General features: G+C 60.7%; 18 protein-coding genes. 6 read left to right on the top strand and 12 right to left on the bottom strand.

The features are described from left to right. Positions 1-4: 4 nt before the first annotated feature. The 3 genes from traF to GQB03_RS13685 are packed head-to-tail and all read left to right on the top strand — an operon-like array spanning position 5 to position 5127. Positions 5-850, top strand: a complete 846-nt coding sequence (gene traF / locus GQB03_RS13695) for a conjugal transfer protein TraF (protein WP_159690350.1) — start codon at positions 5-7, stop codon at positions 848-850. Between the two features lie 11 nt (positions 851-861). Further along, a complete protein-coding gene (locus tag GQB03_RS13690; protein WP_159690345.1) occupies positions 862-2322 on the top strand; it encodes a conjugal transfer protein TraH in 1461 nt (486 codons plus the stop codon). A 33-nt stretch (positions 2323-2355) separates the two neighbouring features. Continuing rightward, the gene (locus GQB03_RS13685) at positions 2356-5127 is read left to right on the top strand and encodes a conjugal transfer protein TraG N-terminal domain-containing protein (protein WP_159690341.1); all 2772 of its coding nucleotides are present in this window, start codon (positions 2356-2358) and stop codon (positions 5125-5127) included. On the opposite strand, the gene GQB03_RS13680 is transcribed toward GQB03_RS13685, so the two are convergent. From GQB03_RS13680 to guaB, 7 genes are all read right to left on the bottom strand, one after another. Next, complete coding sequence (locus GQB03_RS13680) at positions 5128-5451, bottom strand: hypothetical protein (RefSeq protein WP_159690339.1); 324 nt, start codon at positions 5449-5451, stop codon at positions 5128-5130. A 106-nt stretch (positions 5452-5557) separates the two neighbouring features. Further along, positions 5558-6481, bottom strand: a complete 924-nt coding sequence (locus GQB03_RS13675; protein WP_327516817.1) for an AbiJ-NTD4 domain-containing protein — start codon at positions 6479-6481, stop codon at positions 5558-5560. Then, positions 6478-7548, bottom strand: coding sequence for a nucleotidyl transferase AbiEii/AbiGii toxin family protein (locus GQB03_RS13670; RefSeq protein ID WP_200832222.1), 1071 nt, complete (start codon positions 7546-7548; stop codon positions 6478-6480). The genes GQB03_RS13675 and GQB03_RS13670 overlap by 4 nt, the downstream gene beginning before the upstream one ends. Then, positions 7545-8264 (bottom strand): DUF6088 family protein, encoded by a 720-nt coding sequence (locus GQB03_RS13665; protein ID WP_159690327.1) that lies wholly within the window; start codon positions 8262-8264, stop codon positions 7545-7547. Before GQB03_RS13665 ends, GQB03_RS13670 begins: the two co-directional genes overlap by 4 nt. Positions 8265-8491: 227 nt before the next feature. Beyond that, a complete protein-coding gene (locus tag GQB03_RS13660) occupies positions 8492-9772 on the bottom strand; it encodes a tyrosine-type recombinase/integrase (protein WP_159690322.1) in 1281 nt (426 codons plus the stop codon). Positions 9773-9992: 220 nt separating this feature from the next. Then, positions 9993-11579, bottom strand: a complete 1587-nt coding sequence (gene guaA / locus GQB03_RS13655) for a glutamine-hydrolyzing GMP synthase (RefSeq protein WP_159690316.1) — start codon at positions 11577-11579, stop codon at positions 9993-9995. A gap of 57 nt (positions 11580-11636) precedes the next feature. Then, positions 11637-13097, bottom strand: coding sequence for an IMP dehydrogenase (gene guaB / locus GQB03_RS13650; protein WP_159690311.1), 1461 nt, complete (start codon positions 13095-13097; stop codon positions 11637-11639). Here guaB and GQB03_RS13645 point away from each other — a divergent pair. Then, a complete protein-coding gene (locus tag GQB03_RS13645) occupies positions 13096-13647 on the top strand; it encodes a DUF4124 domain-containing protein (protein ID WP_159690305.1) in 552 nt (183 codons plus the stop codon). The genes guaB and GQB03_RS13645 overlap by 2 nt on opposite strands. 18 nt (positions 13648-13665) lie before the next feature. On the opposite strand, the gene GQB03_RS13640 is transcribed toward GQB03_RS13645, so the two are convergent. Together GQB03_RS13640 and GQB03_RS13635 are read right to left on the bottom strand one after the other, a co-directional pair. Then, positions 13666-13980, bottom strand: coding sequence for an RnfH family protein (locus GQB03_RS13640; protein ID WP_159690303.1), 315 nt, complete (start codon positions 13978-13980; stop codon positions 13666-13668). 4 nt (positions 13981-13984) lie between these two features. Next, positions 13985-14419 (bottom strand): type II toxin-antitoxin system RatA family toxin, encoded by a 435-nt coding sequence (locus GQB03_RS13635; RefSeq protein ID WP_159690300.1) that lies wholly within the window; start codon positions 14417-14419, stop codon positions 13985-13987. A gap of 29 nt (positions 14420-14448) precedes the next feature. Here GQB03_RS13635 and smpB point away from each other — a divergent pair, with 29 nt between their 5' ends. Beyond that, positions 14449-14949, top strand: coding sequence for an SsrA-binding protein SmpB (gene smpB / locus GQB03_RS13630; protein ID WP_159690295.1), 501 nt, complete (start codon positions 14449-14451; stop codon positions 14947-14949). Positions 14950-15011: 62 nt separating this feature from the next. Here the strand turns inward: smpB and GQB03_RS13625 are convergent, their stop codons facing one another. The 3 genes from GQB03_RS13625 to GQB03_RS13615 are packed head-to-tail and all read right to left on the bottom strand — an operon-like array spanning position 15012 to position 19580. Continuing rightward, on the bottom strand, positions 15012-16412 hold the full coding sequence (locus GQB03_RS13625; protein ID WP_159690292.1) for an ABC transporter permease: 1401 nt from the start codon (positions 16410-16412) through the stop codon (positions 15012-15014). 16 nt (positions 16413-16428) lie between these two features. Next, on the bottom strand, positions 16429-17406 hold the full coding sequence (locus GQB03_RS13620) for an ABC transporter permease (RefSeq protein ID WP_159690290.1): 978 nt from the start codon (positions 17404-17406) through the stop codon (positions 16429-16431). A 2-nt stretch (positions 17407-17408) separates the two neighbouring features. Beyond that, the gene (locus GQB03_RS13615; protein WP_159690287.1) at positions 17409-19580 is read right to left on the bottom strand and encodes an ABC transporter substrate-binding protein; all 2172 of its coding nucleotides are present in this window, start codon (positions 19578-19580) and stop codon (positions 17409-17411) included. Between the two features lie 100 nt (positions 19581-19680). Between GQB03_RS13615 and GQB03_RS13610 the strand changes: the two genes are divergently transcribed. Then, a complete protein-coding gene (locus GQB03_RS13610; RefSeq protein ID WP_159690285.1) occupies positions 19681-20475 on the top strand; it encodes an enoyl-ACP reductase FabI in 795 nt (264 codons plus the stop codon). The last annotated feature ends 42 nt before the right edge of the window (positions 20476-20517 follow it).

The following is a 20517-nucleotide window of genomic DNA, read 5'->3' as shown; positions in this document are numbered from 1 at the left end:
CGGCATGAAACGTTCCGCGTTTCCCTCGTCCGTCCGCTTGCCGCTGGCGCTGGCCTTGCTGCTGGGCGCTGGCGTGGCGTCGGCCCAGGATGCCGCTGCGCGCTACTGGTCTGACAGTTGGCGCGGCTGGCATTTCTATGAGGATCCACCGGCCGCGGAACATGAACCCCCGACGTTGCCGGAGCAGGCTGTGCCCTTGGCTCCGGCCTCGAGAGCACCGGAACTGGTCGAGTTCGAACGTCTGCAGAAAACCCTGGAGGACACGCGCAACATCGCCATCATGCGACCGACCGAGGCGAACGTGCGGCGCTACATGGAACTCGAGTCCCAGGTCGTCGCCCGTGCCTCCTATTTCGCCGACGTCGCCCAGCGGGTGGCCTGGGCGACGCCCGAGCTCGATCCGACCCTTCAGGGTCGACCGGTCAACGCCAAGGCGCTGGAGGTGTTCGAGCAGACCCAGCAGGCCGGGCGTTCCCGCGCGATCGCCGATCTGGGCAAGGACCATGTGCTGCTCTTCTTCTATCGCTCGGACTGCCCGTACTGCCATGCCTTCGCGCCGAGCCTGGCCGCCTTTCAGGCGCGCCACGGCGTCCAGGTCGTCGCCGTCAGCATGGACGGCGGTCCGATGCCGGGCTTCCCCGAGGCGCGCCCGGACAACGGCATCGCCACCACCCTGAAGGTCACCCAGGTGCCCGCCATCTTCCTGGCCCAACCCTTCACCGGAAGGATCACACCCATCGGCTTCGGCGTGCTCTCCGAATCCCAGTTGCTGGAGCGTCTCGCCATCGTCTCGACTCCGCAGGGCGAGGCAATGCTGCCCAGCGCGACGCGGCAGATCGACCTTCGTTAGGAGTCCACAACATGTCCACCCTGCCACGCCCGACGCTCCCTTCCATTACCCGCTGGACGAGCGCGTTCGCGCTGGCCGCGGTGCTGGTCGCCACGTCCGCTCCCCTGCACGCCGGCGACCTCAACGCGGAGGTTAACGACATGTTCAACAACCTCGGCGCCATCGGCAATTACACCGCGCCCGGCGCCTTCCGCGGCCAGACCTTCAACACCTATGCCGGCGGCAACCTGATGATGCGCTCGCCCAACAAGGTCTATCAACTCGCCGCCATCCAGTTCCCCAGCGCCAAGGCGGGTTGCGGCGGCATCGACGTCTTCGGCGGCAGCTTCAGCCACATCTCGGCCGAGGAATTCAAGAACATGCTGAGGAACATCACCGCCGCCCTGCCCGGCATCGCCTTCCAGTTGGCGCTCGAAGCCGTCTCGCCGCTGCTGGGCGGTCTCACCAAATGGGCCAAGGGCCTGGAGACCTGGATCAACAATGCCCGCATCAACTCGTGCGAGACCGCCAAGGCCATCGTCAGCACCGCCGCCGAGTCGCTCGGCTACAGCTCGCAGGAAACCTGCGCCGACCTCGCCATCGAGATGGGTCTGGAGAGCGACCGCGATGCGGCGCGCCGGCGCTGCGCCACCGACCGGCCCAGCATCCTGTCCTCTGCGCGGGCCTCCAGCGATCCGAACGTGAAGAACAAGGCCCCTTTCGTCGGCAACCTCACCTGGAAAGCGTTGCAGTACACCGGCTCCTATCTCGACGACCAGGAGCGCGAGCTGATCATGAGTATGGTCGGCACGATCATCTACTACCCCGAGGAATCGGCCCGTGACCCCGAGCCGATCGCGCCCACGCTCACTTCGATCAGCCAGTTGCTCTACGGCCAGAGCGCAGCGAGCGGCACGGATGTCATCCAGCACATGCTGAAGTGCAACGACTACACCAACTGCGACGTGGTCAGCCTGAACACCACCTATACCCACACGCCCTTCACCGCCAAGGTCGAGACGATGATGCGCTCCATCGCGGAGAAGATCGCCTCGCGCACCGCCATCCCCAACAACTCGGCCGAGGTCGGCTTCGTGAACCAGACCACCGAACCGGTCTACAAGATGCTGTCCATCGGCACCAGCATCCCGGGGTCGGGGCTGTCCGACAGCCTGATCGCCCAGTACCGCGACGTCATCGCCGCCGACTACGCCTACGTCTTCCTCGAACGCAACCTGCGTCTGGGCATGGCCGCCCTGGACAAGAACTACACGCTGCAGCAGACGCAACGCGAGCAGGCCACTCAGGTCCGCCAGCGCGCCCAGGCGATGCTCCTGCAAATCTCGCAGGAGAAGAACCTGCTGTACCAGAAGGTGGGCTCCTTCCGGGCGGTGGCTAGCCACCTGGAACAGCTCGAACGCCAGCTGCGTTCCAGCATGCCGCAGCACGTGATGGACATGCTCGGCCAGCAGGCCGCCTATCTGGCGCAGTAACGCCCACGGGATCGCGCGAGGAGACGGACGACCATGTGGGAGATCTATGCCTACCAGAACGCCGACAGCCTGTTCGGCGTCTTCAACGCAGCGGCGGCCATCCATGCGTCGGGCGACTACGCGGCGGCGGTGGCGGCCGTGGCCTTCTGCGGCTTCGTCGCGGCGCTCATCGCCTACGCCTTCGCCCCTGAGAAATTGCAGGGCTGGAAGTGGCTGGCCACCGTGGTGCTGGTCTTCTCGGTGCTGATCGTGCCCAAGGTGACCGTCGGCATCGTGGACAAGACGGGCGGCTCAGCGGTCAAGGTGGTCGACAACGTGCCCTTCGGCGTGGCCTTGCTGGGCAGTCTCACCAGCACCATCGGCCACACCCTGACCGGGTTGTTCGAGACGGCCTTCCAGGTCATCCCCGGCATCGGGGCGCTTCCGGCCGAACTCGCCTACCAGCAGAACGGACTGATGTTCGGCAACCGCCTGATCCGCGAGACCGGCAACGTGGTGTTCCAGGACCCGGCGTTCCGCACCGACCTCATCAACTTCATCCACAACTGCACGACCTACGACCTCATCGACGGCACTCTCGATCCGGCCGCATTCTCCACGTCGGACGATGTCTGGCCGTTGATGGCTTCGCCCAACCCTGCGCGCTTCAGCACTCTCACCAGCGCGGGTGGCAGTGTCGGCGTCGACACCTGCCCCAATGTCTATCAGAGCCTCAACGGGCGACTGCCGGCCCAGATCACTCGTATCGAGGGGCGACTCGCCTTCCAACTCAATCCGACCTTGCCGGGCGCCGCGGCTGCAGCGGCCATCGCCGGGCAGATCCAGCAGGCCTATCTCAAGAACAGCATCGCCACCGCCGCGGCCACCGCCGCCGATCTTATCCGACAGAACGCCATGCTCAATGCAATCGACGACACCAGCAAGATCGTCGGCCAGAAGGTCAACGATCCGGCGGCCATGGTGCTGGCGGTCGGCCGCGCCCAAGCCGTGGCCCAGCAGAACGCGACCTGGCTCAACTTCGGGAAGGTGGCCGAGCAGGCCCTGCCGGTGTTCCGCAACGTGGTCGAGGCGGTGACCTACGCGATGTTTCCGCTCTTCGTCCTGCTCCTCCTGCTTACCAGCGGCCGCGAGACCATGATCGCCTTCAAGGGCTACGCGGCGGTGCTGATCTGGATCCAACTCTGGCCCCCGCTCTACGCCATCCTCAACTACATGGCCTCGATCTACGCGGCCTACGATCTGGCGGCCGCGGCGGACCTCGGTACCGGCACCAAGGCGCTGGCCCTACAGACCGCCTCGACGATCTATTCGCGTGCGATCTCGGGCGAAGCCGTCGTCGGCTACTTGGCGATGAGTATCCCCTTCATTGCCTGGGCGGCCTTGAAGCGCATGGAGAATTTTGGGACGGCGCTGGTCGGCGGCCTGTCGGGCCTGCAGGCGATGATCTCGGGTGGCACCTCGGCCTCGACCGTCGGCAACATTTCCATGGGGAACGTGGGGATGGACCAGATGCACCTGGCGCCCAACCGCACCTCGGCCTTCATGCACAGCTGGCAAAACGACCTGAGCGGGAACACCTTCTCGTCGAATGTGCTGACCGGACGGACGGCCGTCAGCCTGCTGCGCAACCAGGGCTTCGCTTCCCGGATGGTGTCTATGCGCGTGTCCGAGCAGGACGTGGTACAGGCGAGTCGGCAGGCTGACGCGGCACGAAATGAAGCCATCGCAGCCAGCACCGAGCGCTCGGCCGTACTGGCGGAAGCATTCTCCCGCGGGCTGACCAAACTGCGCTCATCGCACAGTAGCAGTGGATCCACCTCCAGCAGCTTCGAGCAGATGGGCGAGACGCTGAACAGGCTGGATCAGATATCAAAGAGTGTGGCCGAAAGCACCGGACTGTCGCAGTCTCAAGTCGCCAGTATCGCGTTCGGAGCGGCCGGTCACTTGGGAGTAAATGCTGGCGTCGTCGGTGGCCGCCTGGACGCTCGCGCAGACAAGAGTTACCTGTCTGGCTTATCGGCCCAGGAACAAAAGGTCCTGGGCAGCATGAGCAGCGAACAGTTGGCCGAGTTCAAGCAGTTCGGTGACAGGGTGTCGCGCGATACGAGCTTCACGAACCTGATCGCCAACGATTCCCGCGAAGCGCGCGACATGACTGCCCGGCTTGCCTCCACCCATGCACGATTGGAACGCGCCGAGGCAAGTCTCGCAGAGCGCACAGCCTTCGCGGAACGTGTATCTGCTGCCCATGAGAAGGGAGAGACCATTTCCATTGACATCGCGCAGGACCCACACAACCTGGAGATGTTTATGCGCTACGCGGAGCAATACGGCGGCGATAGCGCTGCAGCGCACGCCTTGATGGAATCGGAACTGGCGCGGCGATCTCTTCGCCCAAATCGAGTGTTCTCCGACGGGACCGCACTGCCAGCCTCCTTTGGAGACATTCGAGACCAGCATATGCAGCTGAGAGATGACAAAGTGCTGACGCCCGACATCGCAGGCCAGTACCAATCCGGCCGCGAGCAGACCTCGCGGCTTGGGAACGGTACACCAGCGCGGGAAACTGCTGCATCCCTGTCGCCCATTCGAGAGGAGGTTCGTACCCAGGGCGATCAGATACGCTCGGACGCAGAATCGAACCGCGCAAACTTTGACTCCAAGACAGAGATCATCAAGTCGGATGACGGAACGCTTGCATCGAAGAAATCGCTGCTCGTGCAGTCAGGCAAACAGGTAGGTAAGGATGCCGCGGCAACACTCGACGATGCAAAGGATGCGGTAAAGGACTTGCTGCGTAAGTAGTCAGCCGAGTCTGTCAGGATCGAACATGTGCTTGTCGGGTTCAGCTTCGGACGGCTTCATGAACGGTGGGTGGCCCTTGTCGCGCCAGTAGTTCGCGGCCAAATCCTTCGGCGTCGTGCCCATCCCAGGGAGGGGATTCTCCTCCCATTCCAGATGCTGCCGCCTTTTCATACCAATGCTGGCCAGAACCCCGCCAATGGGCGCTCCGAAGAGCGCACCGACTCCCATCATCACAAGGCGGGTTTCCCAACCGCTCTTCGCAGCGGAGATCAAGCCGATTAGCGCCCCCAGCACGGTGAATCCTATGAAGATGAGTTTTCTCATTTCGCCCTCCTGGATTCAGGCTACATCTGATAGGGCTAGTTTCAAACCTATGAGCGCCTATCTCTTTTGCATTTCCACCATCAAGGCTCGCTATCCACCACGCCCCTCACGCTGTTCCCTTCTTTCTCAGCAGCAACTGGATCATCGCGAAAAGGCGGTGGAACAGGTAGTCGACCTGATCCACGTCGATGACGGGCACCTGTGTGACCTCTGAGTGCCGGATGAGATGGCTGTTTCCGATGCCTGTCAGTTCTTTCGCTTCTTCCTCCAGGCGCGCCCGAAGTGACGGCTCCGCGGCAGCGGCATCAAGGATGACTTTGATCGATCTCTTCTTGTCGCCGGGGTCGGCGAGGGATTTGAGCCGCTCCCAGGCGTCCCACAGGCGCTCCAAGGCCTCGCGGCGCAGCAGCGGGTTGCGCTCTGAGAACTTTGCCCGACACTCTTCCAGCATATTATCGAGCGTCCGATCCCCTGTCCGAAACAGCGTTCGCTTCAAGTCTTCCCCAAGCACCAGCGGAAGCACTCGCACAATACGGCCGGTCGACAGCATCTCGAAGGCCAAGCCGTTGCGTGAAAAGATGCGATTGACGGTCGCCCGGAACTCTTCCTGCCCGGACTGCTGATCGAATGTCAGATGATGGTGGCTGAAGAAATCGTGGTGCTTCCCGGGAATCGGCTTCGCCACCGAAGCGAAAACGAACTCGATGAAGTCCAGGATCAGCAACGTATCCGGCGCGAAGGGCTCATGCTGCGACAGGAAGCCGTCTTCCACCATCCTCGTGGTTTCGAGCGGCCACGCCAGTCCCGGCATCTCCGCAATCACGGCTGCGGCCAGGGCGTCCGCATCACATCCACATACGGCCTGTCCATCCCGACAGCGATCGGGGAAACGCAGGCCGAAGGCTCCACTATTGATCAGAGCCTGCACCGTCGCCACCAAGCCCGCCCAGACGGGGGGTGAAATCACCTGCTCGGTTCGCGCCCGCGGCCCATTTTCCCGGTCGCTGAAGTAGTCGTTCACGAAGCTCATTCCTTCGGCACGAGCGGTGCGGCGACCGCTGTCCCATTGACGATCTGTTCGAAGCGCTCGACGCTGGCGAGTACAGCGTCAAGCTGTGGGACTTCGCCGAAGACCATGCCGGCCATTGCTGTGTAGTCTTTGGCGAGCGCCTCACACATTGCCGGAGTGGGCATGAGCGTGAATGTACCGGGTTGGGCGGCATCCAGCCCCAGGTCGGCACTGCCGAAGAACAGCCTCGCGTGCTGGGCACAATCGACGGCGAGCGCATGATCGGCCCGCCACTCGGACGATGCCGACGCCTGCATCAGGCGGTGCACATCGTAGTAGTGGCGCGAGACGCGTTGTCCGCCGTGCCGCAGTTCGCCGCGGCGGTCGTGCCACTGTCGGAGGCCGTGCAGGATGATGACCTTGTCCCAGAAAGTGCGCTCTGGCTTCACGGTGGTGACGTTACCCACCGCCAGATCCAATCCGGGCAGATCTTGTGCGACGTACGGTACGACCGAAGCTGCGATGTGCGGGTCCAGCGCCGACTTCGCGCCGGATTCGATCTTGACGGCTGAGCGGATGTAGCTGTCGGCCGTGGGCGTGACGGCGGGATACCAGAACAGCAGGCTCTGGCCGTCCTGGTCGTCTGGGTCGAGTTCCAACCGGAAACGCCCCTGCGGGATGACGGCCGCGGCGACCTGAGCAAATTGGTCCGTCAAAGGTCCGGCGATGTACGCCTGGCAAGCTGAGCGGATGGATTCGAGACGCGCACGACGTTTCTTTCCGCTCAAGGCTTCTAGTTCCGCCACGTCCGCCGCTTGCCCCAAGTCGTCACGGAAGACCGTGATATCGATGTCCTCGGAAAAGCGGGAGATGAGGCCGAACGCCTTGGATAGGGAAGTGCCCCCTTTGAACAGAAGCCGAGGCCCGTTTGCCGCCAGTCCGTTGAACAACACGTCCAGAGTCCAGCAGACCCAGAAGTCCTTTTCGACGTTCTGGACCGCCGTACCGAGACGGGCAGCAGCACCCAGAAATAGATCGAGCCGGTCCGCGTCGGCGGCGGTGATCACCTCACGGAAAGATGGAGTCACCCGGCCCTCCCTGCGCTTCTGACGGGATCGGGACTCGCCGATCGCTTCACGCTGCTTCGCGGTTGCGGAGTCTTGGCCACGGTGGCCTGCGGGTCGCATCCGGGTAGGTCACGGATTAGACTTTGCATCCACGCTGGCAAGGTATTGAACCCGTCAAGCAGATCCTGGCGAAGTGCCACGCCATGAGTCGGATCGGCCAGTAGTTGGCTCAGGCGGTTCAGGATGCGGTCGCGGTCGGAGACCAACGTGTCTTTCAGCCAGTGCAGCGCTTGGACGACCCGCATGGCGGGACGACCGGCCCAGTAGAGACGACTAGGCGCGGTCTGCTTGAAGTCGATCGTCAGCTTGTCGAGTTTGATTGCCCGGCGGCGTGCATCGGTGTGGATGGTGACGCGGGCCGGGACGGCGTCCGTCAAGCCGAGATCATTGGCTGCGGTCATGCCATCCACCAACAAACGCAGTTGGTCGCGCCGAGCAATGGCCTCTACGATTGCGCGATAGTCCGGGGTGGTGGGACGCTGGGTCAGACGGTTGATAGTGGGTTTGTCGTACAACCCACGGTCGATACGACGCAGGTCGCCCGCCAGCACCATGCGCTGGAGCGTCTTGTCGATCGCATCACGGTTGCCGAGGTGTGCGAAGTCGGTCGGCACCCAGACATGGCCGGCACCGGCGGCGTTGATCTGCGAGGAGATGGCGGATTTGAGATCGGACATAGGGCACCTTGTCCGATATTTGTACAGCTTTTTCGGACAACAAGCAAGAAGCAATGTCCGAAATTTGTAGATCTATTTCGGACAACTGCGACTAGTCTCCTCCCTGCCCGCCACGGGCCCGATCCGACGCGCCTTGCCACGGCGGCTGCGCACCAAGCAGCGAACCAGCGCATTCATCGCCACAGAGGACGTGGCATCAAGGCGGAGACCGCTTGGCACAAGCATCGTCAAGCGATGCTGACGCCTCGTCGAATAGGCACCACATTGGCGCCATTCTTGATCCAACCATCAAGCATATCGGCCCAGGTTTGAAGCATCGCTCTTCGCTGTTCGGCGTACTCGGCCTTGTTGTAGATCGCACGCACACCGCGCTGCTCATGAGCAAGGCACTTCTCGATCCAGTCGCTGTTGAAGCCGGCTTCGTGGAGCAATGTACTGGCCGTGCGGCGCAGGTCATGCACGGTGAAGGGCTCGAAGTCTTCACCGCGGCCACGGATCAAGGTCACGGTGGCATCAATCACCCGGTTCAACGTCGCCGCGCTGATCGGCAACTCCGTCTCGTAACGTCCAGGATGCAGGTACGAACTGGCGCTGAAACAGGTTTTGAAAGCGACCAGGATGTCCAATGCCTGCTGGCTAAGGTACACATTGTGAGGGCGCCCCGCCTTCATGCGCTCCTTCGGGATCGTCCATATCGCCGTCTCGAAGTTCACCTCGCCCCATGTCGCCTCGATGAATTCCGATTTGCGCACCAGAGTGAGCAGCATGAATTTGACCGCCAAACGCAGTGTCGACGTGGTCGCGGTCTGGTCGAGCGCGTTGAAAAAGGTATGAATCTCGGCGGGTGACAGGGCCCTGTCTCGAGCTTTGAACGTGGCGATGGCGCTGGGTCGGATCGCCTCAGCGGGATTGTCGATCTTCAGTCCGCGCGCCTGGATGAATCGAAAAACCTGCTGCACGATTTCGCGCGCTTGAACCGCTGGTGCTGCGGCCCCCCGTTCCTTGATCTTCTCGCACCTCGCCATAAGGCGCACCGGCGTGATTTCTTCCAACTTCAGCCGGCCAAATTCCTCCGCCAAGTTGCGGTCATAGACCGACTTTCGCATAGACCGGGTGGACTCGGCCAAGTCAGCTTCAGCGAAGTACTTTTCCGCCCACTTGCCAAACGTTAACGCGTCTGCAGCCTCGACTCGTTTTTCAACCTTGCTACGCGAAGGGCTCTCGCCTTGCTCCACAGATCGGTGCGCCCGCGCCAGCAGTAGTCGCGCCTCCGCCAGGCTCAAGGACATCCCGTAGTCCAGTTCCACCAGATCACGCGGCTTCTTGGCCCCGAGATTCGGATCGTACTGGCCTATCACCAGGGTTTCACGGCGACAATTCACCCGGTAATCAAACCGGAAACTGACCACTCCCGTCCGCGTGACAGCGACGTAGAGCCCCTGCCGATCAGCAACCTTGTAGATCTTTCCCGTGGGCTTCAGCGCCTTCAACTTCAAGTCAGTGAGCATCTCATCCCCCGAACCGATACCGTCAACTGATACCGTCAGGGCATTTGACGGTATCAACTTTGGTCGTTCAAGGCCGGCTCTTCGATACCGTCACCAACACCGCCAATTTGGGCACGCTTTAGTGAGGCGAGTTGAGACCAGATGAGACGCTAACCAATTGTCAGGGCTTGCTTTTCTCCCGAAAACCGGACGACATGGGACGACCTGACATGAAGATAATTTATTCCCACTCGATCGTGGCTGGCGGTTTTCCCGAAATGTCATACACGACCCGATTGATCCCGCGAACCTCGTTAATGATGCGGTTCGAGACCTTGCCGAGCAGCGCATGCGGCAGTTCGGCCCAATGGGCAGTCATGAAATCCTGGGTTTCCACCGCCCGCAGCGCCACGACATATTCATAGGTGCGGCCGTCGCCCATGACGCCGACACTCTTGACCGGCAGAAAGACCGCAAAGGCCTGGCTGGTGAGTTCGTACCAGGTTTTGCCGGTATGCGGCTCGGTGGTGGTTCGCAGTTCCTCGATGAAAATTGCATCCGCGCGACGCAGCAGATCGGCATAATCCTTGCGCACCTCGCCGAGGATACGCACGCCGAGACCGGGTCCCGGGAATGGGTGGCGATAAACCATGTCGTGCGGCAGACCAAGCGCGACGCCAAGCTCGCGAACCTCGTCCTTGAAAAGCTCGCGCAATGGCTCGAGCAGCTTGAGGCCGAGCGTTTCGGGCAGGCCACCCACGTTGTGGTGGCTCTTGATGGTCGTGGCCTTCTTGGTCTTGGTGCCACCTGACTCGACCACATCCGGGTAAATCGTTCCCTGAGCCAGCCACTTTGCATTGGCGAGCTTTCTGGCTTCGGTCTGAAACACTTCGACGAACTCACGGCCGATGATCTTGCGCTTTTGTTCTGGGTCGGTCACGCCGGCGAGATGACCCATGAACTGGGCCGTCGCATCGACATGGACTACCTTCGCGTGCAGGCGGCCCGCGAACATGTCCATCACCAGTTGTCCCTCGTTGAGCCGCAGCAAACCGTGGTCAACAAATACGCAGGTCAGTTGATCGCCGATGGCGCGATGGATGAGTGCCGCGGCAACGGAAGAATCGACTCCCCCGGAGAGGCCCAGGATGACCTCCTCGTCACCGACCTGCTCGCGAATGCGTGCGACCGCTTCCTCGATGTAATTGCCCATCACCCAGTCGCCGGAGCATGCGCAGATGTCGCGGACGAATCGCTCGAGCATCGCCCTGCCCTGCAGCGTGTGCGTCACTTCGGGGTGAAACTGGACGGCGTAATAGCGCTTTTCCTCATTGGCCATGCCGGCAATCGGGCAGCTTGGCGTCGAGGCCATCAGCTTGAAGCCGGGCGGAAGCTCTGTGACCTTGTCACCATGGCTCATCCACACCTTGAGCATGCCGTGCCCATCCGCGGTCCGAAAATCCTCGATGCCATCGAGCAGCGCCGTATGGCCATGTGCCCGTACCTCGGCATAGCCGAATTCCCGATGCTCGCTGGGCTCGACCTTGCCACCCTGCTGCACCGCCATGGTGAACATGCCAAAACAGATGCCAAGTACCGGAACCCCGAGATCCCATACTGCCTGCGGTGCGCGTAGTTGGTGATCCTCGTAGGTCGACGCGTGGCTGCCGGAAAGGATGATGCCTTGGGGGTCGAATTCGCGAATGAACGCTTCGGAGACATCGTTCGGATGAATCTCGCAGTAAACGTGGCTCTCGCGGACTCGCCGGGCGATCAGTTGCGTGACCTGGGAACCGAAATCGAGAATGAGGATTTTCTGGTGGGACATTACAGTCTCTGAAATGAATAGAGGCGGCCAAGGCCGCCTCGGAAGCCGCAACGACGCTCAATCCACGTGATAATTGGGCGCTTCTTTTGTGATCTGCACGTCATGCACGTGGGACTCTCGAATACCTGCAGAGGTAATCTCCACAAATTCGGCCGCGTTCCGCATTTCATCAATGCTCGCGCAGCCCACGTATCCCATCGACGCGCGCAGTCCACCCATCAACTGGTGGATGACCGCGGTAACCGTTCCCTTGTAGGGGACACGCCCTTCGATACCTTCTGGAACAAGTTTGTCGACGTTGGCGTCGGCTTCCTGGAAGTATCGATCTGCGGCGCCTTTCTGCATCGCTCCGAGCGAACCCATGCCCCTGTATGACTTGTACGAGCGGCCCTGATAGAGCACGGTCTCACCCGGCGCTTCTTCCGTGCCGGCAAAAAGGCCGCCGAGCATCACTGCATTTGCGCCTGCTGCAATGGCCTTCGAAATGTCGCCCGAGAATCGAATCCCCCCATCGGCAATCATCGGCACTCCGGTACCCACCAGGGCCGTGGCGACGTTGTCGATCGCGGAAATCTGCGGAACGCCCACCCCTGCAATGATTCGGGTAGTGCAGATCGACCCCGGGCCGATACCTACCTTGACCGCGTCCGCGCCCATGTCGACAAGCGCCCGCGCCGCGTCAGCGGTTGCAATGTTTCCACCGATGACTTCGATATGCGGGAACCGGCTCTTGACCCATTTGACCCGCTCGAGCACGCCCTTCGAATGACCGTGCGCAGTGTCCACAACGATCACGTCTACGCCCGCCTCGACAAGAAGCTCGGCCCGCTCTTCGGTACCCGGGCCGACACCGATTGCCGCACCGACATAGAGGCTGCCATGAGCATCCTTCGCGGCACAAGGATGCTCATGGGATTTGAGCATGTCCTTGACCGTGATGAGGCCGCGCATTTCCCCCGATTCGTTGAGCACCAATACGCGTTCGAGGCGGTGCTTGTGCATCAGCGCTCGTGCCTCTTCGAGACTGGCGCCCTCACGTACGGTGATCAGCCTCGATTGCGGTGTCATGATCGCCGACACGGGTTGATCGAGATTGGTCTCGAAGCGCAGATCACGGTTGGTGACGATGCCGACGACCTTGCCACCATCGATTACTGGCAGACCAGAAAACTTGTGCTGCCGTGTCAGCGCCATCACGTCGCGCACCGACATCGTCGGGGGAATCGTGATCGGATCCTTCAGCACACCGGACTCGAACCGCTTCACCTTGGAAACCTCGGCCGCCTGCTCCTCCGGCGTGAAATTCTTGTGAACGATTCCGATACCGCCTTCCTGAGCCAGCGTAATGGCGAGCCGAGCCTCGGTCACCGTATCCATGGCGGCGGATACCAACGGGAGATTGAGACGAATGTTACGTGTCAGTTGCGTAGCGAGACTTACATCGCGCGGAAGGACATCGGAACGGGCGGGGATGAGAAGGACGTCATCGAACGTCAGCGCCTTCTGGCGAACACGCATGGCTTTTTTCCTTGCAGCCAAAACCGTATTATACAGACCGCCCCGCATCTCGGAAAAGATCAGCACGATGACCATCAACCGCACGCATTTCAAAGTGGTTTCGTCGGTACTTGCGCTTTCGTGTCTCGCCGCATCCGGTGTCAGCTCAGCCGGGGAAATCTACAGCTGGAAGGATTCGAATGGTCGGACACACTATTCGGATATGCCGCCGGCAGGCGCCGAAGTGAAATCCATCCATGGCGCGACGGTAACGCCGCCGGCGGCGTCACAGCCTTCCGCCGCACCAAGAAGTGTTGCCGAACAAGAACTCGATTTTCGGAAAAGACGTGCTGAACAGGCAGACGAACGGGAAAAGGTAGAACAGGAGAAGGAGCGTGCCGAGACAAAGGCCCGCTATTGCGAGCAGCTATCCCGACAGATCAAGGCAATCGAGAGCGGTCAACGCATGAGGCGTTTGAACGCCGAAGGCGTGCCGGAGTATCTCAACGACGAACAGCGCAGGACGGAACTCGACAGCAACAAGGCTGACTTTGAAAGGACCTGCAAGTAGCGATTCGATCGGGGGCGATCATTCATCCCCGTCACCCTTTTTCATCACCTTGCCTTCTTCAGCCCGCTTGCGCCGAACTTCTTTCGGGTCAGCGATCAAGGGCCGATAGATTTCCACCCGATCCCGATCACGCAGCTCGGCATCGAGTTTGGTGAGTTTCGCAAAAACACCCACCTTATTCCCCTTGCCGGGATCAAGATCGGGGTATTTCTGAAGCAGCCCGGACGATTCGATCGCCTGCTGCACTGTCGCCCCTTCATGTAGGCGTAGACGGATCAACTCCTGCCTCTCCGGCAGCGCGTATACGACTTCGATGTTGATGGTTTCCGGCATGCCGTCAACTCCGGTAGATCCGCCCTGCGCGCTTCACGAATGAATCGACAAAGGTATTGGCAATGTGGTTGAAGACCGGTCCGAGGACCTTCTCGAGCAGCTTGCTTGAAAACTCATAGTGGAGCTCGAACTCCACTTTGCATGCACTGTCGCCAAGCGCGCCGAAGCGCCAGGTGCCATCCAGATGCTTGAAGGGCCCCTCCCTGAGTCGAATCTCCATGCGATCCGGCCGTTCCTTCAGGTTCTCCGTGGTGAACTGGCTGCGAATACCGTGATAATTGATATGCAGCGTCGCTACCGTCGTTCGCTCATCGCGCAGAAGCAGTTCCGTTCCTCCACACCATGGCAGGAACTGTGGATACTCCTCGCACGCGTCGACCAGATCGAACATCTGCGCGGGCGTGAACTCGATGAGAACGATCTTCTTGACTGAAGCCATGAAACTGAAGTCTTCATGCGGCTGCTAGAATGCGCGATTCTAGCGCAAACGACGCGGTCCACAGCCGAATACAAGAACAGCAGATGAGCATCATCGACAACCGCAAGGCATTTCACGAATATTTCATCGAGGACAAGTTCGAGGCAGGACTCGTCCTCGAAGGCTGGGAGGTCAAGGCCATCCGGGGTGGCCGTGCCAACCTGAAGGAGGCGTACGTCATCATCCGCAACGCCGAAGTCTTCATCATCGGTATGCACATCACACCGCTCACCGCCGCCTCGACCCACGTCGCGACCGATCCGACCCGTACCCGCAAGCTGCTGTTGAAGCATGCCGAAATCAGCAAGCTCATCGGCAAAGTCGAGCGCGCCGGTTATGCTCTCGTTCCCCTTGATCTGCACTACCAGCGAGGTCGTATCAAGGCGACGATTGGCCTGGCAAAAGGCAAGAAGCAATACGACAAACGCGAGGTAGAAAAGAATCGCGACTGGCAGCGCGAAAAAGCGCGACTCATGCGGGACAAAGGCTGACAGCTCGGTCGTGGTTCACCCCAATCGGGGCGTGCGCCGGAAGATTCACGATTGCCACGACGCTAGACACGACGCGGATCGAACACGTCCCTCACTACGTCAGCAAACAGATTGGCAGCCAAGACCAGCAGGAACATCACGACAAAAGCCGCGACGAGCGACCACCATACCATCGGGTCTCGCGCGAGCTCCATCCGGGCGGCGTTGATCATGGTGCCGAAACTGATGGTGTTGGGATCGACGCCGATACCCACGTACGACAGCACTGCTTCCGCGAGAACCAGGCCGGAGAAGTCCATGACCAGCGAAATGACCACAATGTGCATGACATTGGGAAGAACGTGGCGGTGCAGGATCGTGACGGTGCCTACGCCAAACGCTCGGGCGGCCTGAACATATTCGAGCTCTCGCAGCTTCAGCGTTTCGCCGCGGAGCAATCGACACAGTCCTGTCCAGCTGGTCACGCCGAGAATCACGCAGAGCGCAAGGAGCCGCGCGTCGGCACGTTCGGCCGCAGTCGAAAACCATTCAGGGTGGGTGTCAATGACAACCTGCATCATCAGGACCGCCGCTGCGATCAGCAACACGCCCGGTATCGAGTTGAGTACCGTATAGAGATACTGGATCGCATCATCCACCCAGCCGCCGAGATAACCCGCCAGTATCCCGAGCGCTACCGCAAAGGGCAGCATCACCAGTGTCGTCAATGTGCCTATAACAAGCGCGGTGCGGACGCTCTTGATCGTCAGGTACAACACATCCTGCCCAACCTTGTCGGTCCCAAACACGTGATATCCACTCGCCAGCGAGATGATCACTGCCGATACCACCAGCAAGGCCCCCATCGTCAGGACAGCCGCCCGCCAGGCCGGCTCGGGTTCGCTCGCGCTGGCATGTAAACCATCGGCACTCGATGCGCGCGGGCTCTCTCTCATGGCGGCACGCCTTACGGACAACCATAGCAAGCCCGTGAGCACGCCACCAACGAGTAGGCCCACCGAGACACGCTTCAGAACATCGGACACCCATTCATCTTCGCTTGCCAGATGCGCGCCGCCAAACACCAGACGTGGAAATATTCTCGCCTGCCCCCCACCCTCGAACTCAACGGTCTCGCGCGCAAACAACCTGGTGGCCAGCGGTGCGGAATAGGTCTTCTCGGTGTTAAGCCGCAATGGCGCCAGCAAGGCATCCAGCGCGCTCAGCACCTCCCCTGAGTACTGCTTTTCCACCCCTGGTTCGGCTGGCAAGGCCGGACGGTAATGCAGGCTATCTACGATTCCGATCACGCCGAAGAAACCGAGCGCCACGAAGGTGGCAAAGCCGATGGGCTTCGCGAACACCTTTCGCCAAGCGTCGCGCAACTGCGGGCTTCTCCGGATCTGACGAATCGCCAGGCCGGCAATCAGCACGAGAGCAAAGATGACGCCATCCGTCCACAAGATGATCGGCAGGAAAGTCATCGGCCTCTGCCCCCGCTCATTCCAGTCTCACCCGAGGATCGACCAGAGTGTAGGAGATGTCGGTCAGCAACAGGCCCACGATATACAACAGCGATCCGATGAAGACCATTGCCCGCACCACCGAGAAATCCTGCGCGTTGATCGCATCGATGGTGTAGCTGCCAAGACCCGGGATGCCGAAGAACGACTCGACCAGCAGACTGCCCATGAACAGCAGCGGGATGACCACCACCACCCCGGTGAGCACTGGGATCATGGCGTTCTTGAGCACATGGCGGAAGAGCACCCGCAGTTCCGAGAGCCCCTTGGCCCGTGCCGTGCGCACATAATCGCGCGAGACCTCCTCGAGAAAGATGGTCCGGTACCAACGCGTGTTGGCTCCGATGCCAGCCACCACGCTGACAAGCACCGGCAGAATCAGGAAGCGCGCACCATCGAGACCGCCCGTATAACCCGATATGGGGACCAGCTGCCATATTTTGGCGACAAGCCACTGGCCGCCGATGATGTAGAACAGACTCGAGACCGACATCATCGCGACGCACAACACGACACCACTGAAATCGAGCGCGGTCTGTCTGAAAAAAACCAGCAGCAAGGCAAGACTCACGGTGACGTACAGGCCCAACAGGAAGGTAGGCAGGGCAATCGCGAGTGACGGGACCATGCGACTACGTATCTCTTCGGCAATATCACGGCCATCGTCCGCCGCACCAAACTCGAAGGCGAACATTTTCAGGGACTTGTCGTAGAAGATCGTATCGGTGAACTTACTCACACCAAAGGCTTTGTCGTTGTAGAAGCGCGGCTTGTCGTAGCCGCGTTCAGCTTTCCAGTTCTCGATCGCTTCAGGGGTGACCCGTTTTGCTCCAAGCTGCATCCGCGCCATGTCGTCCGGCGTATTGACCACGAAGAATAGGGCGAACGTCAGCAGATTCACGCCGAGCAGGATAGGCAACGCGTAGAGCGCACGACGGACGATATAGCCGAACATCGTCAGTGCTCGTTGACCGTCGCGGTCGCCCGCTCGCGGCGCCGGTAATCAAGCCAGGCCGGAAGGCCCATTGCCGTCACCAAAAGAGCGACCAGAAGCAATGGCCAACGTTCCGGACGATTCCACTCGCGCCGCGCAACGGCGCGGGCCTCACCATCGATACGCTGATACTTGAGACCATTGCGAATCATCCGCCCCGGTTTGCGGTTGTGCAGCCAACCGTGCTGCAAACTGTAGGCCTTCTCGTAGAAACCCCAGACCCAAGGCGCGTCGTGCTGCAGGATCGCGATCGCACGGTCGATGATTGCCTGGCGCTCGGGCCCGTCAGACATCGCCTTCATCCGTTCGAACAGGCGGTCGAACTCCGGGTTCTCGTAATTGGCCGCATTTTCACCGTGACTCTTCACCTTTCCCTGAGGGCCGTACAAAAGGAACAGGAGGTTCTCGGGGTCGGGATAATCAGCGTTCCAGCCCCAGTAGAAGAGCTGCGCGTTGCCCTTCCGGATCTTGTCCTGAAATCGATTGTAGTCGGTCGATCGCACCACGAGCTGGACGTCGATCTTTCGGAACTGCTTCGCGAGCCAATCGACCTGGGCCTTGCCACCCACGCCGGTCCCCGTCGTATCGAGGTAGATCACGAGCGGTTCGCCGCTCTGCAGGTCCCGACCATTGGGATACCCTGCTTCCGCGAGCAGCTTTCTCGCCTCGGAGACAGGTTTGCGGCGTGGCTTGCCGTCGACCCAGTCGTACACCAACGGATTGACGCCCGCCTCTCCCTCCCTGTACCCGAAAATTCCTGGCGGAATGGGATGCATGGCAGGAACACCGCGGCCGTTGAGAAATACCGAAATAAATTCTTCCTGATCGAGCGCGATCGATATTGCGAGGCGCAGCTTGCGTGCCCGCTCGCCTGCCCCACCCACAACGGGATCGAGCATATTGAATCCCATGTACATGACCGTGGGTGCTACCGACGTAAGCAGGCTGATCCCCTTGTCCTGCATCTCGTCACTAATACTCACGTCATGCTGACCACCCATCTGTACGGCTTGGTCGAAGTTGTCCGACGACACGCCGGACGCATCGTAATATCCTTGCAGGAACTTGTTCCAGTAGGGGATGCTTTCCTTTTCGCGGGTAAACACCACCTTGTCTAGCAATGGCAGAACCTTGCCGCAGTCTGCAAGCAGTCCAGCACGCTCGTCTCCCGGCTCACCTTCACACGGATACGTTTCGTCGCGTCGGTAGTTGGGATTTCTTACCAACACCATGCGGCTGTTCGGGTTGTTTTCCGAAAGCATGAATGGCCCGCTTCCAACCGGCCACCAGTCAAGCGTCAGATTCCGCTCGGCCATTCCCGGCTGCGCGAAGAATCGATCCACCTCGAACGGCACTGGCGCAAAGAACGGCATGGCCAACCAATAGGGAAACTGCGGGTAGGACCCGTTGAGCCGGATACGGTAGGTGTAGCGGTCAACCACCTCCACTCCACTCAAGGGATACTCACGCAGATCGATCCACCCTACGCTTGCTGCACCCGCGGCGGTATCCCTGAGCTTCTTGGCGTAGTCCCGCAGGCCGACGATATAGTCGCTCATGAGTTCAAGGATCGGTGAGTGCAGGTGCGGGTGCGCAAGCCGCTTGATCTGGTACTCAAAATCTTCTGCAACCACCTCTCTGCTTCCCGTGTCGGAGAAGTCGCTGATGGCTTTCCTGTCACCCAAGCGCTCTGAATCGGGCCACTGATATAAAGCGTTCCCGCCGGCATCCTTTGCGAAGGCAGGATGCGGCTGATACATCTGCCCCGGCTTGATCCTGACCTCATACACCGAATACGCAACGCTTTGTGGCGGCGCATCCGGCGCCAGCCGCTTGCCCGACGCGTCATACAGAAGCACGCTCGGCATGGCCGCGGCCGCGGCCGGCTCAAGCGTATAGGGACGCTTCAGATAGTGATACTGCAGCGGCGGCTCATAAATCTGATAGAGGAACGTCGCTTCGTCTTCACTATACGCCTGGACAGGGTCAAGATGCTTTGGACGGCTTATGAACGCAGAATAGAGAATGCCTTCGCCGGCCCCCTCACCAGGATAGGGGTTGTTCCATACGTCCGCACAGCCCCCGAGCAGCGCAAGGCCTAGCATTGAACTGCGCAGGAGTCGTCGAATCGGCATGGGCGAAGTGTATCCGAGAGCTCGTCCGCGTGCAGCGAGCCGGCAGGACTGAACCCATCGCCCGTTATAATCCGCCGCAGGTCTTTGGCGGAGAACCTACATGGGATTCCTTGCAGGGAAGCGGATTCTGATTGCAGGCCTGCTCAGCAATCGGTCGATCGCGTACGGGATCGCCCGCGCGATGCATCGCGAAGGCGCGGAGCTCGCATTCACCTATCAGAACGAGCGTTTCCGCGAGCGCGTCACCAAGATGGCGACCGAATTCGACAGCCAGCAGACCTTTCGCTGCGACGTCCAGGACGACGATCAGATCGATGCATTGTTCGTGCAGCTAGGCGCCCGCTGGGACGGCCTGGACGCCCTCGTCCACTCCATCGCTTTCGCGCCCGGCGAGGCGCTGGAGGGAGATTTTCTGAACGGCATTTCCCGCGATGCATTCCGCACCGCCATGGAAATAAGCGCCTACAGCTTTCCGGCCATGGCAAAAGCCGCTCGTCCGCTCATGCAGGGGCGCAATGCGAGTCTGCTGACCATGTCCTATCTCGGCGCGGTGCGAACGATGCCCAACTACAATCTCATGGGCATGGCAAAGGCCGGTCTCGAAGCGTCGGTGAGATACATGGCCGCCAGCCTTGGACCCGAGGGCATCCGTGTTAACGGCATTTCCGCAGGCCCCATCAGGACGCTGGCCGCATCCGGTATCGGCAGCTTCAGCAGATTGCTGGCGCACAACGAACACAATGCCCCTTTGAGGCGCAACGTCACCATCGACGAAGTGGGGAACGCCTCAGCCTTCCTGTGCTCGGATCTCGCAAGCGGAATCACTGGCGAGATCCTCTATGTCGATGCCGGCTTCAACACGGCCGCGTTGGGCAATCCAGAGCCGTTGCAATAGTGGGTTTGCAAAAACAAGAGGCCGGGAATCCCCGGCCTTTCC

Source organism: Cognatazoarcus halotolerans (genome assembly GCF_009800965.1).
Taxonomy (GTDB): Bacteria; Pseudomonadota; Gammaproteobacteria; order Burkholderiales; family Rhodocyclaceae; genus Cognatazoarcus; species Cognatazoarcus halotolerans.
This window is presented reverse-complemented; position numbering and strand designations above follow the sequence as displayed.